This window comes from Flavobacterium sp. N502536 (genome assembly GCF_025947345.1).
Taxonomy (GTDB): Bacteria; Bacteroidota; Bacteroidia; order Flavobacteriales; family Flavobacteriaceae; genus Flavobacterium.
This window is the reverse complement of record NZ_CP110011.1, coordinates 2,038,821-2,059,438: the sequence shown is the minus strand read 5'-3', so window position 1 is coordinate 2,059,438 and position 20,618 is coordinate 2,038,821. Positions and strand designations below refer to the sequence as shown.

13 protein-coding genes and 1 pseudogene are annotated in these 20,618 nt (G+C 37.8%); 9 read left to right on the top strand and 5 right to left on the bottom strand.

The window, feature by feature from the left end; translation table 11 throughout:
* The first annotated feature begins 193 nt into the window (after positions 1-193).
* Positions 194-799 (top strand): hypothetical protein, encoded by a 606-nt coding sequence (locus tag OLM61_RS09110; RefSeq protein WP_264526043.1) that lies wholly within the window; start codon positions 194-196, stop codon positions 797-799.
* Here OLM61_RS09110 and OLM61_RS09105 read toward each other — a convergent pair.
* Positions 794-1,507 carry a porin family protein gene (locus tag OLM61_RS09105; RefSeq protein WP_264526373.1) on the bottom strand — a complete coding sequence of 238 codons (714 nt, stop codon included), beginning with the start codon at positions 1,505-1,507 and terminating at the stop codon, positions 794-796. The genes OLM61_RS09110 and OLM61_RS09105 overlap by 6 nt on opposite strands.
* Before the next feature lie 221 nt (positions 1,508-1,728).
* On the opposite strand from OLM61_RS09105, the gene OLM61_RS09100 reads away from it, so the two are divergent.
* The 4 genes from OLM61_RS09100 to OLM61_RS09085 all read left to right on the top strand — a co-directional run bounded on the left by OLM61_RS09100 (position 1,729) and on the right by OLM61_RS09085 (position 7,998).
* Positions 1,729-2,082, top strand: a complete 354-nt coding sequence (locus OLM61_RS09100) for a hypothetical protein (RefSeq protein WP_263362458.1) — start codon at positions 1,729-1,731, stop codon at positions 2,080-2,082.
* Positions 2,083-2,240: 158 nt separating this feature from the next.
* Entirely contained in the window at positions 2,241-4,448 is a 2,208-nt protein-coding gene (locus tag OLM61_RS09095; protein ID WP_264526042.1) for a TonB-dependent receptor, read from the top strand.
* Positions 4,449-4,591: 143 nt separating this feature from the next.
* On the top strand, positions 4,592-6,700 hold the full coding sequence (locus OLM61_RS09090; protein WP_264526041.1) for a prolyl oligopeptidase family serine peptidase: 2,109 nt from the start codon (positions 4,592-4,594) through the stop codon (positions 6,698-6,700).
* Between the two features lie 305 nt (positions 6,701-7,005).
* A complete protein-coding gene (locus tag OLM61_RS09085) occupies positions 7,006-7,998 on the top strand; it encodes a Gfo/Idh/MocA family protein (protein ID WP_264526040.1) in 993 nt (330 codons plus the stop codon).
* A 236-nt stretch (positions 7,999-8,234) separates the two neighbouring features.
* Here the strand turns inward: OLM61_RS09085 and OLM61_RS09080 are convergent, their stop codons facing one another.
* The 3 genes from OLM61_RS09080 to OLM61_RS09070 all read right to left on the bottom strand — a co-directional run bounded on the left by OLM61_RS09080 (position 8,235) and on the right by OLM61_RS09070 (position 14,502).
* Positions 8,235-9,203, bottom strand: a complete 969-nt coding sequence (locus OLM61_RS09080; protein WP_264526039.1) for an outer membrane beta-barrel protein — start codon at positions 9,201-9,203, stop codon at positions 8,235-8,237.
* 177 nt (positions 9,204-9,380) lie between these two features.
* Positions 9,381-13,916, bottom strand: coding sequence for a DNA polymerase III subunit alpha (gene dnaE / locus OLM61_RS09075; protein ID WP_264526038.1), 4,536 nt, complete (start codon positions 13,914-13,916; stop codon positions 9,381-9,383).
* A 166-nt stretch (positions 13,917-14,082) separates the two neighbouring features.
* Positions 14,083-14,502 (bottom strand): YkgB family protein, encoded by a 420-nt coding sequence (locus OLM61_RS09070; RefSeq protein ID WP_264526037.1) that lies wholly within the window; start codon positions 14,500-14,502, stop codon positions 14,083-14,085.
* 603 nt (positions 14,503-15,105) lie between these two features.
* Here OLM61_RS09070 and leuC point away from each other — a divergent pair.
* The 4 genes and pseudogenes from leuC to leuB all read left to right on the top strand — a co-directional run bounded on the left by leuC (position 15,106) and on the right by leuB (position 20,082).
* The gene (leuC, locus tag OLM61_RS09065) at positions 15,106-16,500 is read left to right on the top strand and encodes a 3-isopropylmalate dehydratase large subunit (protein WP_264526036.1); all 1,395 of its coding nucleotides are present in this window, start codon (positions 15,106-15,108) and stop codon (positions 16,498-16,500) included.
* 152 nt (positions 16,501-16,652) lie between these two features.
* Positions 16,653-17,249 carry a 3-isopropylmalate dehydratase small subunit gene (gene leuD, locus OLM61_RS09060; RefSeq protein WP_264526035.1) on the top strand — a complete coding sequence of 199 codons (597 nt, stop codon included), beginning with the start codon at positions 16,653-16,655 and terminating at the stop codon, positions 17,247-17,249.
* A 121-nt stretch (positions 17,250-17,370) separates the two neighbouring features.
* Positions 17,371-18,890: pseudogene (locus tag OLM61_RS09055) on the top strand (alpha-isopropylmalate synthase regulatory domain-containing protein).
* Positions 18,891-19,020: 130 nt separating this feature from the next.
* Positions 19,021-20,082 carry a 3-isopropylmalate dehydrogenase gene (gene leuB, locus OLM61_RS09050; RefSeq protein ID WP_264526034.1) on the top strand — a complete coding sequence of 354 codons (1,062 nt, stop codon included), beginning with the start codon at positions 19,021-19,023 and terminating at the stop codon, positions 20,080-20,082.
* A 115-nt stretch (positions 20,083-20,197) separates the two neighbouring features.
* Here leuB and OLM61_RS09045 read toward each other — a convergent pair whose 3' ends face one another.
* Positions 20,198-20,548: an RNA recognition motif domain-containing protein gene (locus OLM61_RS09045; RefSeq protein WP_068844832.1), complete on the bottom strand. Its 351-nt coding sequence runs from the start codon at positions 20,546-20,548 to the stop codon at positions 20,198-20,200.
* Between the last annotated feature and the right edge of the window lie 70 nt (positions 20,549-20,618).

Here is a 20,618-nt window from a genome sequence, read left to right as displayed (position 1 = left end):
TGCGGTTACTTTGGCCACAGATTAAAAAAGAGTTTTGCAGATTTTTTCTTATTCAATAGATCGATCTGCCTGAAACAAATGCCTGTCGCATTTAAAAAATAGGACGCACGTTAAAATTTGTGCTAATTTTTGCAATTCGTGACAAAAAAACATTATTTGTTTATATTTGCTTAACACCACTAAATACAACGTTTTGAAAAGAATTCTGCCTACATTCTCCTATATCTTACATCCTATTTTCATATCGATGTATGCTACCCTGTTTTATCTTTTTTGCAAGCAGGATCTCTTTAGTACTCAGGAAAAATATTATGTGTTGTTTCAGATTCTGATCATCACTATTCTGGTGCCCATACTGTTCTATCTTTTGCTTCGTTCGACAGGACATGTAAATTCTGTTATGGTTCACGAGACCTCGCAACGCAAAATTCCTTTAATTTTACAGTGTTTTTTATACATTTTACTGGTCAAAAGAAGTATTATCATTACCCGATATCCTGAATTGCATTTCTTCTTTTTGGGTGCTTTGTTTAGTACTATTTTGGCTTTGATTTGCTCCTTGTTTAAAATAAAAGCAAGTTTGCACATGATGGCCATTAGCGGATTCACCATTTTTGTGATTGGGCTGAACATACATCTTCAGATGCAAAACCCTTACTGGAGTGCTTTCCTGATTTTAATGACGGGAATCGTTGCTTCTTCACGCTTAGAAATGGAAGCCCACTCGCCTAACGAACTGGTAATAGGAACTTTTATTGGAATTTTACCGCAGCTGTTGTTTTTGTATTTGTGGTTATAAAATGTAGAATATCAATCCGGCATTAAGCGTTCTTACGTTAATATTTTGTCCGGAAACCGTTGTTACATCTTTAAACAAAGGACTTAATCCATAATTGAGATAAAGGTTCCAGGTGTTATACCCTACAGCCAGATATACGCTGTATTGCAATTTGTTTATATCCGGATTGTTCGAAATTTTAAACGTTTCTTCCCCGGTATCTAAAATGGATTTGTTAGAGAATACATAGCTTACTTTAAATCCGCTATAGATTCTCCAGAATTTAGTACTTTCATAAGTCGAATTTCTCCAGCGAAATTCTATTGGCAAATCAACCGAATATTGTTTGTATCTGTTGGACGAAATATCATTATAATCGGTTACTTCATAGGTCAAAGCTCCATCTGCCCCTTTAGCGATGGTCAGGTTTTGATTATAATTCTGATAACTCAACCCCAAACCTGTAGCAATGGCAACGGTTCTGCTTTTATTGACTGGCATGTCACGCAGGAAACCGGCAGAAAGTCCGGCAGAAAATTTATTTTGTTTAAGTCCCTGTGGAATCTTTGTAAGAAGATTATAGGTAACCGAAAAATAAAACTGATCTTCCCGATACAAAGAATCGATTTTAACCACAGGCTTCACTTCTGGCTTTACCTCCGGTTTAACTTCTTGGGCAAAAGAATTAAAAAACGATACTAAAAACAAACAACTAAAAAGTAATCGCATATCGTATTTTGGTTTTAAAGAGTTTTTCAAGTAAACGTTTTTTAGGAGAGTTTTATTTCAATTACAAATATAATATAATGCTAGTTCAGGATACAATTTGAATGTCATTATTCGCTTTTCGATCCCGAAAAAATGCTTTTTCTAAACTTTTTTCAATGAATCGTTAACAGAATCTAAAAAATAAATCTATTTTTCTCCTTTCTTTTATACCTTTGCCCTTGATGAAAAGAAAACAACTCATACTAAGTGTTTCTTTGGCCCTGATGGTATTGTTCTCAATATTCTTTCAGTCCATACACAGTTATGAGCATATTGTAAAGCAGCTTTCAGAAAAACAATGCCACCACGATTACAATGATCCAAGTGGCGAAATAACGCATCAGCACCATAATTATGACTTATGTTATGTTTGTCATTTTGCTTTTGGCAGTTATGTTGTTCCCGAAGAAATGGCGCTTCAGTTTCACCATTTCGATAACGAAATTCCCTATTTCTTTACGCTTTCCGAAAGAATCTTTTCATTTTCCGAAAGTGCCTATTTATTACGCGGACCTCCACAAGCTATAGTTTCCTAAAATTTCGAAATACACGAAATCAATTCTAAATCTTTTTATCTAATTCTAAAAAATTAGTGAATTTCCCCATCCCGAAACTTTCAGGATCGGCAAGTTTTACCATTCCTTTTAGTTTCTGATGGAGAGGCAAATTCAATTAACTATAGCATCATTTTCAAATGAAAAAACTAATATTAGCCCTTATTTTAGGGTTTACGGGCATCCTTTCTGCCCAAAATTCGGTATCGGGAACTGTAATCGATCTTCAAAACAAACCCTTAGCCGGCGTATCTGTTTATGCAGCTGAACTACACAAAGGAACTACAACAGATGAAAACGGAAAATATGAATTTAAGAATCTCCCAAACGGCAGTTTCCGACTTTCTTTTACCATAATAGGTTATACAACACAAAGCAAAACAATTGCTAAATTACTAAAGGAAAACACCTTAGACATTACCCTTACTGAATCTGTTTTTGAAATGGATGAAGTGGTGGTGTCGACACCTTTCAACAAACTGCAATCGCAGAACGTAATGAAAGTGGAACACGAAAGCATTAAAACATTACAGCAAAAAGGAACTTCCACTTTAATTGAAGGTCTGGCGACTATTCCCGGAGTTTCTCAAATTTCTACCGGAACTTCGATTGGAAAACCGGTGATTAGAGGTTTAAGCGGAAATCGCGTTTTGGTGTATTCTCAGGGAGTTCGTATCGAAAATCAACAATTTGGTGACGAACACGGACTGGGTCTTAATGATGCCGGAATAGAAAGTGTTGAAGTCATCAAAGGACCTGCCTCTTTATTGTATGGCTCTGATGCCTTAGGTGGTGTCTTGTATTTTAATCCGGAGAAATTTGCCGATGCCAATACGTTTAAAGCTAATTTCAGTCAAAAATATTTTACGAATACACAAGGAAGCAATTCTTCTATTGGACTAAAAACCTCAACGGACAACTGGAAATTTTTAGCCAGAGGAAGTTTCAACACGCACTCTGATTACAAAATTGCCGATGGTGACCGCGTAACCAATTCCCGCTATAACGAAACCGATTTTAAAACCGGAGTTGGGTACAGCAATTCTAGTTTTTCAAGTGTTTTACGATACAATTACAACAAGTTAGACATTGGAATTCCGGAAGAAGGAATCGCAGAACAATCGTCAAGCAAAAATACAATGTTCCCAAGACAAGGCATCTTCAATCATTTATTAAGTTTGAACAATGTGATTTTCTTTCAAAACTCAAAACTGGATGTTGATTTAGGCTATATCGCTAATGACAGAAGCGAATTTGAAGACAGCAACAACGCTTCTCTTCACATGAAACTGAACACTCTTAATTACAATGTCAAATATCATTTCCCGAAATTCGGTAAAATCGAAACTATTGTTGGCGTTCAGGGAATGCACCAGACCAATAAAAATTCAGGAGAAGAATATTTAATTCCGGACGCAACTACCAATGATTTCGGTGCTTTTGGAACTGCAAATTACGAATGGAACAACAACGTTTTACAAGCCGGACTGCGTTTCGACAACCGAAAAGTAACTTCTGAAGCACACGGAACTGAAGGCGAAGAAGGTTATTTTCAGCCTTTAAACCGATCATTTGACAGCTTTAATGCTTCGTTAGGATATAAAACAAAGCTTGCCGAGCCGCTAACGCTTCGATTGAATGTGGCTACGGGATTCAGAGCTCCAAATTTAGCCGAGCTAACATCAAACGGAGTTCATGAAGGAACAAACCGCTACGAAATTGGAAACGGCAATTTGAAAACCGAACAAAACGTTCAAACAGATTTAAACCTGGAATACAAGAACACTCATTTTGAATTTTTCATCAACGGATTTTACAATCACGTAAACAACTATATCTACACTTCTCCAACCGGTGAGGTACGCGATGAGAATGATGTTTTTGCTTATGTTCAGAACAATGCCAAATTATACGGAGGTGAAGCAGGATTGCACTTTCACCCGCACCCACTGGATTGGTTGCATTTTGAAACCAGTTTTGAAACCGTTACCGGTAAAAAACAAAACAATGATTACCTGCCTTTAATTCCTGCCAACAACTGGAACAATACTTTAAGAACAGAGTTCAAAATTAAAGACTGGTTTGAAGAAGGGTATGCTTCTTTAAACGTTTCTTCGACTTTTAGTCAGGATAAAGTAAGTGGTTTTGAGACTGCTTCAAAAGGGTACACTTTGGTGAATTTAGGTTTTGGAGGAACAGTAAAATTAGGCAAACATGCTTTTGATGTTAACCTGAACGGAAACAATTTATTTGATAAAAAATACATTGCGCACCTATCCAGACTAAAAACAGACGGTATTCCGAATATCGGACGAAATATTGTACTTGGAGTTAACTTCAATCTGTAACATTTTTAAACCCTATGCGACCTATAGCTTAAATCAGTTAAATCCTGACTAAGCAAGCTTATACGTCGTATAGGGTTTAACTTTTTATCCTTATTATTTCACAACAAAAAGGCTATTTTTGCTATAACTGTTAAACACAAATTATGAAAAAAACATTTCTTCTAATGGCAATCACAACTGCAGGGATTTCATTCGGGCAAAACAAAATCCAATATCCCGAAACTAAAAAAGGCGAAACTGTTGATGTGTATTTTGACACTAAAGTAAGCGATCCGTATCGTTGGCTTGAAGATGACAAATCAGCTGAAACAGGAGCCTGGGTAAAGGCTCAAAACGAGGTAACTTACGGTTATTTAGATAAAATTCCATTCCGTGATGAACTTAAGAAACGCATGGAAAAATTATGGAACTACGAGAAAATCAGTGCTCCATTTGTAGAAGGAAAATTTACGTATTATTCTAAAAACAACGGACTTCAGAATCAATCTGTAGTATATAGAAAAGGTAAAGACGGTAAAGAAGAGGTTTTCCTAGATCCGAATACTTTTTCTAAAGACGGAACAACTTCTCTTGGTGGATTAAATTTCTCTAAAGACGGCTCAAAAGCTGCTTATGCTATTTCTGAAGGAGGAAGCGACTGGAGAAAAGTAATCATCATCGATGCGATCTCTAAAAAAGTTTTAGAAGATACTTTGGTCGATGTAAAATTCAGCGGCGTTTCATGGCATGGCAACAGTGGGTTTTACTACTCTAGTTACGACAAACCAAAAGGAAGCGAATTATCTGCAAAAACTGATCAGCACAAATTGTATTTCCACAAACTGGGAACTTCTCAAAAAGAAGACAAAGTGATTTACGGAGCCGATCAAAAACGTAGATATATCGGTGGTTACGTTACTGAAGATGATAAATATCTGGTAATTTCTGCGGCCAATTCGACTTACGGAAATGAGTTATTCATTAAAGACTTAACGAAAGCGAATAGTCCGATTGTAACGATTGTAGACAATTTTAACAGCAGCAATCAGATTATCGAGAATGAAGGCACTAAATTGTTTATCGAAACAGATTTAAACGCACCAAACACGCGTGTGGTTACCGTTGATGTAAGCAATCCAAAACCTGAAAACTGGAAAGATTTTATTAAAGAAACGAAAGACATCCTGTCTCCTTCAACAGGTGGAGGATTCTTCTTTGCCAATTATACCAAAGATGCCGTTTCGTTTGTACAACAATACGATTACAGCGGAAAATTAATCCGTGAAATCAAACTTCCGGCAGTAGGAACCGCTGGAGGATTTGGAGGAAAAAAGGACGAGAAAACGTTATACTACAGCTTTACAAACTATACAACTCCGGGAACAATTTACTCTTTCGAACCAAAATCAGGTAAGTCAGAAGTATATCAAAAACCAAAAGTTGATTTTAAAAGCGAGGATTACGAATCAAAACAAGTATTCTATACGTCAAAAGACGGAACAAAAATCCCGATGATTATTACGTATAAAAAAGGATTAAAATTAGACGGTAAAAACCCAACCATCCTTTATGGATATGGTGGATTCAACGTTAGTTTAACGCCAAGTTTCAGTATTGCAAATGCCGTTTGGTTAGAAAACGGAGGTGTTTATGCGGTTGCCAATTTAAGAGGTGGTGGTGAATATGGTAAAAAATGGCACGATGCAGGAACTAAATTGCAAAAGCAAAATGTGTTTGACGACTTTATTGCTGCAGGTGAATATTTGATTGCACAAAAATACACTTCTTCTGATTTCCTTGCTATTCGCGGAGGTTCTAACGGAGGTTTGTTAGTTGGAGCAACTATGACACAACGTCCTGATTTAATGAAAGTAGCTTTACCGGCTGTTGGTGTAATGGATATGTTACGTTACCATACTTTTACTGCTGGTGCAGGTTGGGCTTACGATTACGGAACGGCACAGGATAACAAAGAAATGTTTGAATACCTTAAAGGATACTCTCCGGTACAAAACGTAAAAAAAGGTGTTCAGTACCCTGCAACTATGGTAACAACCGGTGATCACGATGACCGTGTAGTTCCTGCACACAGTTTTAAATTTGCTTCGGAATTGCAAGAGAAACAAACAGGAAACAATCCGGTTTTAATTCGTATTGACGTAAAAGCAGGTCACGGAGCAGGAAAATCTGTTGCTGCAACAATTCAGGAAAGCGTAGACATCCAGGCGTTTACACTTTACAATATGGGTTTTAAAGCTTTACCTAAAAAATAATACTTTAAGCTAAGTTTTATTAGCCACGAATTCACGAATTATTTTTGTGAGTTCGTGGCTATTTTTTTTGCCACAGATTAAAAGGATTATGGTGATTTTTATAAGCTGTGTGTATTAATCTGAATAAAAGATAATTCGTGAATTCGTGGCTATTTTTTTTGCCACAGATTAAAAAAATTAATACGATTTTATAATCCGTGAGAATCATTTAATCCGTGGCTAACTTTTTACAAATCTGCGTGAAAAATAATTCGTTGAATTCATCGCAAACTTTTTAAATTTGAAAGAACTAAAAAACTAGAAAAATGAAAATTGTAAAATGGGGAATTATAGGCTGCGGCAATGTAACTGAAGTTAAAAGCGGTCCTGCTTTTCAAAAAGCTTCAAATTCGGCTTTAGTTGCTGTTATGCGCAGGGATGCAGCTCTGGCTGAAGATTACGCCAAACGTCATAATGTCCCTAAATGGTATTCCAACGCCATCGATTTAATTAACGATCCTGAAGTTGATGCCGTTTATATTGCGACACCTCCATCATCTCATAAAGAATATACCATTTTATGCGCCAAAGCCGGAAAACCTGTCTACGTGGAAAAACCAATGGCTTTGAATTTTGAAGAATGCAATGAAATGATCCGTGTTTGTAAAGAACACAATGTACCCCTATTTGTTGCCTATTACAGAAGACGTCTTCCAAGATTCCTAAAAATAAAAGAACTAATCGACCAAAACAAAATAGGAACTGTCCGACATGTCAATTGCGTTCTATACCATTCGTTTGAAAAGCGTTATGACGACGAAATCAATTTGCCCTGGACGGTTTTACCGCACATTTCCGGTGGTGGAATATTTGTTGATTTGGCTTGCCACACTTTAGATTTTCTTGACTTTGTGTTTGGACCTATAAAATCAGTTCGCGGACATGCCAGCTCACAACTCAAAGCCTATCCGGCGGAAGATTCGGTTTCTATGTCTTTTTTATTCGAGAACGGAATTCACGGAACCGGTTTGTGGAATTTTGCCAGTTTTGAACGTTATGACAATACGGATATTGTAGGCGATAAAGGAAAAATTTCGTTCTCTACTTTCGGGAATGATCCCATTCATATTCAATATACAAATGGTGAAAAAGAAAGTATCACGATCGAAAATCCGCTTCACATTCAACTACCACTTGTTGAGACTGTGGTTGCGGAAATTTTAGGCAAAGAGGATTTTTCTCCATCAAAAGGAACAACAGCCGCAAGAACCACCTGGGTAATCGATGAAGTTTTAAAGGAATTCAGGAACTCAAAATAAAGGGCTGGCAGTTTTTTCTCTGTTATCATTAGCCTTAACCACAATCTTGTCATTCCGAAGAATGAGGAATCCACTAGCAGCTCACCAAAGATTGGCGATTTTCTGTGCGGAGTTTCTTGTGTGATTTCTCCTTTTAGTCGAAATGACAAAAAACAAGAGAAATGACAAGAAACAAAAAAAGAGGATATTCGTTACGAATATCCTCTTTTTTAAAAAACTAAAAAACTTTTATAAAATTATAGGCTGTATTTAAGACCTAAAGTCAATCCTAAACCTGAAATTCCAACGTAAGAACTTAATTCATTCATTGGTTTAGTAGAATCGTATCCTGCTGCATTATATTCTTTATTGTTAGAGCTTCCGTCTAAATGATCTACATATTTAGTATGAATTGCAGAATATGAAGCCGTTCTGAAAGCAGTAGTTTCATTTAATTTATCTACACCATTTTCAGTATAAATTGTAGTTTCTTTCGTTTTTCCGTGTACAGTAAAGTTACGGTACTCTAATTCAGCGAAAGCAGAAATGTGTTTTCCTAATTTATAAGAAGTTCCTAAAGACGCCATAAATCCAAGTGTTGGATTTGGTTTAACTACATCTTTTGAGAAAGCATTTGTTGAAGCAACTTGATTAGCTCCTACAAACGTAGAATATTGTCTGTCCGTTTTAATGTCTAATGTACCATGAACCGGAACAATAACTCCAACTTTAGTATACGGTTCAAAACCATGAGATTCTCCTAAAAACATTACAATTGCCGGTGCTAAATCAAAAGCTTTGATTTCACCATTTGCTGTAAAACTTACATAAGTAGCTGCCGGGCTAACAGCTGGGTTATATGAAATAAGTCTGTTTGTTGTTTGAGACATTGTTTTTTCATTACTAACATAGTAGTTTGCTGACATCTCAACTCCTAAACGTGCTGAAAATCTATAACCAGCAGTAACTCCACTTCTGAAACCTTGTCCAAAAGATCCTGTAACACTTTCTCTGGAAGCTAATTTATTATTTGCTAAAGTACCTGCATAAACATCTCTGTTTGGCAATTGACCTCCAACAACAGGAAATTCTGTCGAAGCAGTTTGATTAAAATAAGATCCTCCTAATTTAAAATACCAGCTTTCTGGTTTATCCGCTTTTTCTGTTTGCGCCATTGTGGCCATAGAGCAAACTAATAATCCTAATAAAAATAGGTTCTTTTTCATAATTTTGATTAAATTAATTTTTACAAACATAGATTATTTTAACATAATCCTGCCGTTTGCAATGTTAGACTTGGAACGAAATCGTTGTAATTTTGAGCAATATTACTAAAAAACTATTATGCATGCATAATTTTAACTTAAAAAAAATGCATTCTTTTAAATTTTAACTGTTAAAATTTAATTTAGCTTAAAATTGATCTGCATTTTTTCCAATTCCATCAATAACTCAGTTGAGATTTTAACTTTTAACCTGCGGCTTGGCATCGTTAATTTGGTCACGACCTTTATTTCTTCCACTTCATTTACTTCCTGAATTTTTGTTTCTTCAATACCATCTTCCCGATCATTTTCTTCTACAAAAACAGCATCTTCCGTTTCTTCAAAATCTGTTGGCGTTTCTACCTCAACCAGTCGCTTTACTTTTTCTAATTCCATGATCTCAAAAGTCACTGAATTATCACCTTTGTTTTCACTAAACAAATGACTTAATCTATGAATAAATTCTGCGCCCAGATCTTTTATGTTCAATAACAAAATCAGCTTTTTAGCAAAAGCTTCCAGAATATCCTGCAATTGCCTTATCTCGACAAACTGCATTCTTGGATCCGATTTTTTACCGGTGTCATGATTGACCCAGCCGTCTTTTATTAATATTTTGATGAAAGCAAAATTATTCTGAATCAGGAAATGGCGGAATTTTAAGTATTCTTCACCAAAAATCTTGAACTCATAACTTTCGTCATAACCTTCTAAGTTAAATACCGCCCAGCCCTTTCCGTTCTTGGCCACACGATGCTGAACATTGTTTATGATTCCGGCAAAATTTAGATTTTTACCCACAAATTCGTTCATGCTTTTCAGAGATTCTAAGCGGTTATTGCAGAAATATTTCATCTCAAATCTAAAATCGTCGAGCGGATGTCCTGAAATATAAATTCCGACTACTTCTTTTTCCTTTGCCAGTTTCTCCATGGTACTCCAGTCTTCACATGGTGGTACTACAGGCTCGGCAATCTGCACTTCACTGGCTTCTCCAAACAAACTCACCTGTGACGAGTTTTCGTTTTCCTGAAATTTTGATCCGTAACGCATCGCTTTTTCATAAAACGTTATTCCGTCGCCATCATCATGAAAATACTGCGCTCTTGTTGTTCCTTCAAATGAATCGAAACCTCCTGCCAGCGCCAGGTTTTCAATTGCTTTTTTATTGGCAGCACGCAAATCAATACGCTTGGCCAAATCAAAAATCGATTTATATCGTCCGTCTTTTCTGTTTTCTACAATAGTTGCAACGGCTCCGGAACCAACTCCTTTAATAGCGCCCATTCCAAAACGAACCGCATATTCGTCATTTACGGTAAATTTATAGTAAGATTCGTTTACGTCCGGTCCTAAAACCTGTAAGCCCATTCGTTTACATTCTTCCATAAAAAACGACACTTGTTTGATATCGTTCATGTTATTCGAAAGAACCGCCGCCATATATTCTGCAGGATAATGCGCTTTTAAGTAAGCGGTCTGATAAGCAATCCAGGCATAACAAGTCGAGTGCGATTTGTTGAAGGCGTAACTCGCAAAAGCTTCCCAGTCTTTCCAGATTTTCTCCAGAACTTTGGCATCATGACCTTTTTTTGCTGCCTGTTCCACAAATTTAGGCTTCATCTTGTCCAGTACATCCTTTTGTTTCTTACCCATCGCCTTACGCAAAACGTCGGCCTCACCTTTTGTAAAGTCAGCCAGCGATTGCGACAAAAGCATTACCTGCTCCTGATAAACCGTAATTCCATAGGTTTCTCCTAAATATTCTTCACAGGCATCTAAATCGTATTTGATTTCCTCTTCTCCATTTTTTCTTCGAACGAAAGACGGAATATACTCCAAAGGTCCCGGACGATATAGGGCATTCATCGCAATTAAATCTCCAAAAACCGTAGGTTTCAGATCCTTCATGTACTTCTGCATTCCGGGCGACTCGTATTGGAAGATTCCAACCGTTTCTCCTCTTTGGAACAGTGCATACGTCTCTACATCATCAATGGGGAATGTGTCGGGATCCAGATCAATTCCGTTTCTATATTTTACCAGTTTAACGGTGTCTTTTATCAGGGTAAGGGTCTTCAGACCCAAGAAGTCCATCTTCAGCAATCCTGCACTTTCTGCTACCGAGTTATCAAACTGGGTCACATACAAATCAGAATCTTTTGCTGTGGTAACAGGAACGAAATTCGTAATATCCGATGGCGTAATGATTACACCACAGGCGTGAATTCCGGTATTTCGCATCGATCCTTCAAGAATTTTTGCCTGTTGAATGGTTTCTCCCGCCAAATCATCTTCATTGGCAATGGCGATTAATTCTTTTACATTGTCGTATTCATCAGAACGAAGTGCTTTTTTAACTTCATCCTCGCTTTCTGAAATAAAACGCGCTAAATTCCATTTGGAAGGCATCATTGCCGGAATCAGTTTTGCAATTCTATCGGCTTCAAACAATGGTAAATCCAGTACACGAGCCGTATCACGAATCGCCGATTTGGTTGCCATTTTACCATAGGTAATAATTTGCGCTACCTGATTCTGACCGTATTTATTAATTACGTAGTCCATAACACGGCCACGGCCTTCGTCATCAAAATCGATATCAATATCGGGCATCGATACACGATCCGGATTTAAGAAACGCTCAAAAAGCAAATCGTACTTAATCGGGTCAATATTGGTAATTCCTAAACAATACGCTACCGCAGAACCGGCAGCAGATCCACGACCGGGACCCACCGAAACGTCCATATTTCTGGCTTCGGCGATGAAATCCTGAACGATCAAAAAGTAACCCGGATATCCGGAGTTCGAAATGGTCAGAAGCTCAAAATCCAAACGTTCCTGAATAGACTCTGTAATTTCGCCGTATCGTTTTTTTGCACCCACCATAGTAAGATGACGCAAATATTTATTCTCTCCCCTAACACCTCCGTCAGCTTCATCTTCGGCAACCACAAACTCTTCCGGAATATCAAATTTAGGAAGCAATACATCCCGATAAAGCGAGTACCCTTCCACTTTGTCTATGATTTCCTGAATGTTAATGATCGCATCCGGCAAATCGGTAAAGAGCTTTTTCATCTCTTCTCCCGACTTGTAGTAGTACTCCTGATTTGGCAATCCGTAACGATATCCACGGCCACGGCCAATTGGTGTCGCTTGTTTTTCACCATCTTTTACACACAGCAAAATGTCGTGGGCGTTGGCGTCTTCCTTATTTAAATAGTAGGTATTATTGGTGGCAATTAATTTGACATCGTGTTTTTTAGAAAATTCAATCAGTGTTTTGTTTACACGGTTTTCATCTTCCTGATTGTGACGCATCACTTCCAGATAAAAATCATCTCCAAATTGTTCTTTCCACCAAATCAAAGCTTCTTCGGCCTGGTTTTCACCAATATTCAGAATTTTACTCGGAATCTCTCCGTATAAATTCCCCGACAACACCATGATGTCTTCTTTGTATTTTTCAATAATGGTGCGGTCAATCCTCGGAACATAATAAAATCCGTTGGTAAAGGCAATCGACGACATTTTGGCCAGATTGTGATAACCGTTTTTGTTTTTGGCTAATAATACAACCTGATTACCGTTGTCTTTTTTGCTTTTATCCAGGTGGTTCTCACAAACATTAAATTCGCAGCCCACAATCGGTTTTATCTCGGTTTCGGTTGGCTCTTCACCTGCTTCCACCAAAGCTTTGTTTTTGGCCGATGCCCCTTTATTGTGATTCATAACGGCGCTCACAAAGTGAAAAGCTCCCATCATGTTTCCGGTATCGGTCATAGCAACGGCCGGCATTCCATTCTTGGCAGTAGCCGCAACGATATTTCCAATTCCTATCGTTGATTGCAATACCGAAAACTGCGTATGATTGTGCAAATGCGCATATTTTGCTGCTTTAAAATCTTCTCTGTCAGAATGCGAAACGGCAGGTTCTTTTCCAACAGATTCTAAAGCCTTTAACTGCTCTCTGATTTTATCCGAGGCAGCCTTTAAATTGATATGTTTTAATCCGATTAACGGAAATTCCTGTGGATTTCTATTTTGAAATTCCTTGAAATAATCTTTAGGAACATCCAGCTCTTCTTTGGTAAAAACTTCTCTTCTGATTAACTCCAGAAAACAACGCGTAGTTGCCTCAACGTCGGCAGTTGCGTTGTGCGCTTCCGCGAAAGGTTTGTTGAAAAGAAAACTGTGTAACTCGGTTAGGGTTGGTAATTTAAATTTACCTCCACGACCTCCCGGAAGCTGCAATAACGAAGCCGTAACCTCGGTACAGGTATCCAGAACCGGCATCGAACTCATAGGAGAATCCACGCCCATTCTATGGAATTCGGCCCCCATAATATTAACGTCAAAACCTAAATTCTGACCAACAATAAACTTGGTTTTACTTAAAGCAATATTGAATTTCTCCAAAACCTCAGCCAGGGTGATTCCGTCGGCATCAGCCAATTCTGTCGAAATTCCGTGAATACGTTCTGCATCATACGGAATATTAAATCCGTCAGGCTTCACCAGGTAATCCTGATGTTCTATCAGCTGCCCCATTTCGTCATGAAGCTGCCATGCGATCTGAATACAGCGAGGCCAGTTATCAGAATCGGTTATTGGAGCGTCCCAACGTTTTGGTAATCCAGTAGTTTCGGTATCGAATATTAAGTACATAGGTATAAAAAGACAAATTTAAAATTCCAAATTCTAAGTTTCGCATCTCCTAAATCACTGATTATGTGAGTTATAAAAAAAGTTGAGATACAAAATCGAGGAAGTTCAAATTTAGTCTTTTTTTAGAGAAAGAATGTAGGTTTTTATCAATACCATTCAATATTTTTTATTCTTTGCCTTTTACAAAAACCAGCAGCGAAATTGCCAGATACGGAATGTCTTTTAAAATAAAAAAATCGGTTACTGGAAACCCTTCAACCATTTTAAAAACACCCGGAGTGGTCACTAAAAAACTCAGCGTCGTTACAAATATAACCACTGACGCAAAACCGGCATAAAAACCAATTCTTCTTAAAAACAAAGAAGCCAGCAGACCAATCCCGGTCAATACTTCAAATATTCCAATAAGATTTGAAACCTGCTGCACCGACATTACTTTGTACATCCAGCCCATGGCAAAATGATTTTCAACCAGTTCTTTTATCGCTCCGGCTTCGACCGCCGTAAACTTAAAAAGCCCTACCCAGACCAAAATAATTACAGTTCCCACAACCCCCAGTTTGTACGCAAATTCATTTAAATTCATGATATTATTTTTAAAAATTAGAATAGTCAAAGTTAACCCTTGCTTTTAGAAGCAAATGTCAGATAGCCGTCATTAGCGGTCAATTTCTTTCCAAACGATCCTGCTTCTTTTCATTTATTTTCATTCTAAAAAACAAAAAAATACAGTTCTTGGATGTCGTATTATTTCCATTAAAATTTTACATCTAATCAAACCTGTCAAACGCATTTAACCCCCTTTAAAAAGTGTTCGTATTTGACCTTTCACAAACTCAAAAAAGAATTAAAAATTAACAATTATTGCCGTTTTTATTGATTTTGTTACATTTTTAAAACCAAAAAACCATATTTCATAGTGATTTATAGGGGATTCCGCCGACTCTTAAAAACAAAAGCCGTTCGTCAAAAACTAATCCGAAAAAGAAAAATAAAACCCATTTCGTATTCCTTTTGAGATCCAAAACCGATCGTACAAAAGCCAATCGCAATTTGTATTTTCAGTTTGGGTATCGTATATAATGAAATATTGAAATTGACCACTTTGCAGCTTTTTCTAATTTTGCTTTCCTATTATATAAGCAGGAAGTTGCTGTGATTATAGAAATTACAATTAAAAAAATAAAAAATGAGTAAGACATTATTTGACAAAGTATGGGATTCACATGTAGTGCGTAAAATTGAAGATGGACCAGATGTGTTTTTTATTGACCGCCATTTCATTCACGAAGTTACAAGTCCTGTTGCTTTTTTAGGATTGAAAGCCAGAGGCGTTACTGTTTTATACCCGGAACGTACTTTTGCAACTGCAGACCACAATACACCAACGATTAACCAACATTTACCAGTTCAGGATCCGTTATCAGCCAATCAGCTTCAGGCTCTTGAAGACAATGCCAATGAATACGGTATTTCACACTGGGGATTGGGACATATTAAAAATGGAATTGTACACGTAGTAGGTCCTGAAAACGGAATTACTTTGCCAGGTGCTACTATTGTTTGCGGAGATTCACACACCTCTACTCATGGTGCTTTTGGAGCTATTGCTTTTGGTATCGGAACCTCTGAAGTTGAAATGGTACTTTCTACTCAATGTATCATGCAGCCAAAACCAAAGAAAATGCGTATCAACGTAAACGGTCAATTAAGTAAAGGTGTTGGCCCAAAAGACGTTGCTCTTTATATTATTGCTCAGTTAACCACTTCTGGCGGAACAGGTTATTTTGTTGAATATGCCGGTGATGTTTTTGAAAATATGACGATGGAAGGCCGTATGACGGTTTGTAACCTTAGTATTGAAATGGGTGCGAGAGGCGGAATGATCGCTCCTGATCAGACGACTTTCGACTTCCTTGAAGGAAAATTATATGCTCCAAAAGGGGAAGCCTGGACCAAAGCTGTTGCCTACTGGAAAACATTAAAAACAGATGCGGACGCTATTTTTGACGCCGAATTGAACATCAATGCTGCAGATATTGAACCAATGATTACTTATGGTACTAACCCTGGAATGGGAATTGGTATCTCCAAACATATCCCAAATGCCAACCAGGTTGAAGGCGGTGCCGAAACTTACAAAAAATCTTTAGCATACATGGGCTTCAACGAAGACGATGTGATGATTGGAAAACCAATTGATTATGTTTTCTTAGGAAGCTGTACCAACGGACGTATTGAAGATTTTAGGGCTTTCGCCGAAATTGTAAAAGGAAGAAAAAAAGCAGATAACGTTACAGCCTGGTTAGTTCCCGGTTCTCACGTTGTTGAAGCTCAAATTAAAGAAGAAGGTATTTTAGACATTCTTACGGATGCCGGTTTTGTATTACGTCAGCCGGGTTGTTCTGCCTGTTTAGCGATGAACGACGATAAGGTTCCTGCCGGAAAATATGCAGTAAGTACTTCTAACCGAAATTTTGAAGGCCGTCAGGGTCCCGGTTCAAGAACCTTATTAGCAAGTCCGATTATGGCTGCCGCTGCCGCTGTTACCGGAAAACTAACAGACCCGAGAGAGCTGTTTTAATTCTTGCTATAAGCTTTAAGCAATAGGCTTTAAGCTTATAACAGATTTTCAAAAAAAGGCTCACAGCTTATAGCTCACTGCCTAAAGCAAACAAAATAATACACTGTAGGAAAAGCCTAAAGCTTATAGCCTACAGCCTAAAGCAAACAAAAATGGCATACGATAAATTTAATATACTTACCAGCAGCGCAGTGCCGCTGCCAATTGAAAACGTAGATACCGATCAAATCATTCCGGCTCGTTTTCTGAAAGCGACTAAACGTGAAGGCTTTGGAGACAACCTGTTTAGAGACTGGAGATACAACGGAGACGATACTCCAAAAGCCGATTTCGTTTTAAACGATTCAACTTATAGCGGAAAAATTCTTGTTGGAGGAAAAAACTTCGGTTCAGGATCTTCAAGAGAACACGCTGCCTGGGCAGTTTATGATTACGGTTTTAGAGCTGTAGTTTCAAGTTTCTTTGCGGATATCTTCAAAGGAAACTGTTTGAATATTGGAGTTTTGCCGGTTCAGGTGAGTCCTGAATTTGCAGATACCATTTTCAAAGCAATCGAAGCTGATCCTAAAACTGAATTAGAAATCAACTTACCAAATCAAACGATTACTTTGTTGACGACAGGCCAACAGGAATCATTTGCAATTAACGGTTACAAAAAGAACAACATGATCAATGGTTTTGACGACATTGATTATTTACAAAATATTAAAGAAGAAATTGTGGCTTTTGCCGATAAACTTCCTTATTAAAAAATCAAGTCCAGTCCCTTGAGGCCCGGTAGGTTTTTTTTTTAAATCTGTCGGGTCTTTATCACTTAAACCAAACAACACAACAACAATTTACCTGTAGAAAGGAATTTCGAAAATCAATATGGAAAAGAGAAAAATTGAAATAATGGATACAACACTCCGCGACGGCGAACAAACCTCGGGAGTATCATTTTCTGCTGCAGAAAAACTGACCATTGCACAATTACTATTGGATGAATTAAATATTGACCGAATCGAAATTGCCTCTGCACGTGTAAGTGAGGGAGAGTTTCAGGCCGTAAAAGGCATTACAACCTGGGCAGCCGAAAAAGGATACATCGATCGCATCGAAGTTTTATCGTTTGTAGACGGCGGCGTTTCAATAGAATGGATGAAAAAAGCAGGTGCAAGAGTCCAGAATTTATTGACTAAAGGTTCATTGAATCACCTCACCCATCAATTAAAAAAAACACCTGAACAACATTTTGCTGAAATTGCCCACATCGTTACTTTAGCAAAAGAAAACAATATCGACACCAATGTGTATTTAGAAGACTGGAGCAACGGAATGCGAAATTCTCCTGACTATGTTTTTCAATTTCTGGATTTCCTGGCAACTCAACCTATTAAACGAATTTTACTTCCGGATACGCTGGGGGTATTAATTCCGTCTTTGACTTTCGAATTCCTTTCAAAAATAAGAGCGCGATACCCTAAAATTCATTTTGATTTTCATGCCCATAACGACTACGACTTAAGCGTTGCCAATGTTATGGAGGCCATAAAAGCCGGTATCAACGGACTTCATGTAACCGTAAACGGAATGGGCGAACGTGCCGGAAATGCACCGCTCGAAAGCACAGTAGCCGTAATAAACGACTATCTGCCAGAGGTAAGCATCAACATCAAAGAGACTTCGCTATACAGCGTAAGCAAACTGGTAGAAACTTTTACAGGTTACAGAATCCCTGCCAACAAACCAATTGTCGGAGACAATGTTTTTACCCAAACTGCCGGAATTCATGCAGACGGAGACAATAAAAACAATTTATACTTTAACGATTTACTTCCGGAGCGCTTTGGAAGAAAACGAAAATATGCTTTAGGAAAAACTTCCGGAAAAGCCAATATCGAAAAAAACCTTCAGGAATTAGGTTTAAAACTGAATCAGGAAGATTTGAAGCTGGTTACCCAAAGAATCATCGAACTGGGCGACAAAAAAGAGACCGTAACAAAGGAAGATCTTCCCTACATTATTTCTGATGTTCTGGACAGCCATACGTACGAAGAAAGAATAAAAATCGAGTCCTATATATTAGTTCACTCCAAAGGAATGCGTCCATCAACGACTTTATGCCTGAAATTCGGAGATGAAATCATCGAAGAGAATGCTCAGGGCGACGGTCAGTTTGATGCTTTTATGAATGCCTTATCCAAGATATACAAAAGCAAAAAACTAACACTTCCTAAGTTAATTGACTACGCGGTAAGAATCCCCCGGGAAGCAGCTCCGATGCTTTGTGCGAAACCATTATCACCTGGGTAAACAACGAAAAAGAATTTAAAACAAGAGGCCTGGATTCGGATCAAACAGTCGCAGCCATTATTGCTACTCAAAAAATGTTGAATATAGTTACCTAAAAAAGCTACTAAGTTGCTAAGATTCTAAGGCACTAAGACTTAAAAAATAGTCGTTCAGAAGTAAAAAAACTTAGAACCTTAGCAACTCAGAACCTTAGAACCTTAATAAAAACGAAATACCAAAAAAATAATGAAATTTAATATAGCCCTATTAGCAGGAGACGGAATTGGTCCTGAGGTCATAAATGAAGCCGTAAAAGTATCTGATGCTATTGCAAAAAAATTCAATCACGAAATAACATGGACACCAGCCTTAACAGGAGCATGCGCAATCGATGCGGTTGGAATTCCTTATCCTGACGAGACTCACGAAATATGCATGAAAGCCGATGCGGTTTTATTTGGTGCAATAGGGCACCCAAAATACGATAACGATCCAAGCGCACCTGTTCGACCGGAGCAAGGTTTGTTGCTGATGCGTAAAAAATTAGGGTTGTTTGCCAATGTACGCCCAACCTTTACTTTCCCTTCTTTAATTGACAATTCTCCTTTAAAAAGAGAAAGAATCGAGGGAACTGATCTGGTTTTCTTAAGAGAGCTAACAGGAGGAATTTACTTTGGAGAAAAAGGAAGAAGAGACAACGGAGATACTGCCTTTGACAACTGCGTTTATACGAGAGCCGAGGTGCAGCGCTTAGCAAAAAAAGGTTTTGAACTGGCGATGACCCGCAGCAAAAAATTGTGTTGTGTTGACAAAGCAAACGTTCTGGAAACTTCCCGTCTATGGAGAGAAACGGTTCAGGCAATGGAAAAAGATTATCCGGAAGTTACTGTATCTTACGAATTTGTAGACGCTGTTGCCATGCGTTTGGTACAATGGCCAAATTCATACGATGTCTTGATTACAGAGAATCTATTTGGTGACATTTTAACCGATGAAGCTTCTGTAATTTCAGGCTCTATGGGATTAATGCCTTCTGCCTCTGTTGGAGAACACACTTCTTTATACGAACCAATTCACGGATCTTATCCACAAGCTACAGGATTGAATATTGCAAATCCACTGGCTACTATTTTATCTGCTGCCATGATGTTTGAAGATGCCTTTGGACTAAAAGACGAAGCTGAGGCGATTAGAGCCGTTGTCAACAAATCTCTGGAAGAAGGAATTGTGACAGAAGATTTAGCTCCAAAAGGTACCAAAGCATACAAAACCAGCGAAGTTGGAGACTGGCTTGTTGCTAACTTATAATTTTTTTGTTTCACGTTTCAAGTTGCTGGAACTTTGGAACGTGAAACTTGAAACCTGAAACAAAAAAAAAGGGATCAACGCAAGTTGATCCCTTTTATATATTTAGAAAAAAATATTAATATCCTCCTCTGTTACCACCACGGTCATTTCCACCACGGTTGTTTCCGTAACCTCCGCGAGAATCACCTCCACGGTTGTTATTGAAGCTTCTTCTCTCACCTTCAGGTTTCGGCTCAGATTTATTAACTACAATTGCACGACCTTGAACAGTAGCTCCGTTCAATTCATCAATTGCTTTTTGAGCTTCAGCATCGTTTGGCATCTCAACAAAACCAAAACCTTTGCTTCTTCCTGTAAATTTATCAGTAATGATTTTAACTGAATCTACTGCTCCGTAAGCCTCGAAAGACTCTCTTAAATCTGCTTCCTCAATACTGAATGGAAGGCTTCCAACAAAAATGTTCATATGTACTTATTTATAATAATGTAGCAAATGTAGTCTTATTTTTCTGTAATCTACTATATATTAGTTTATT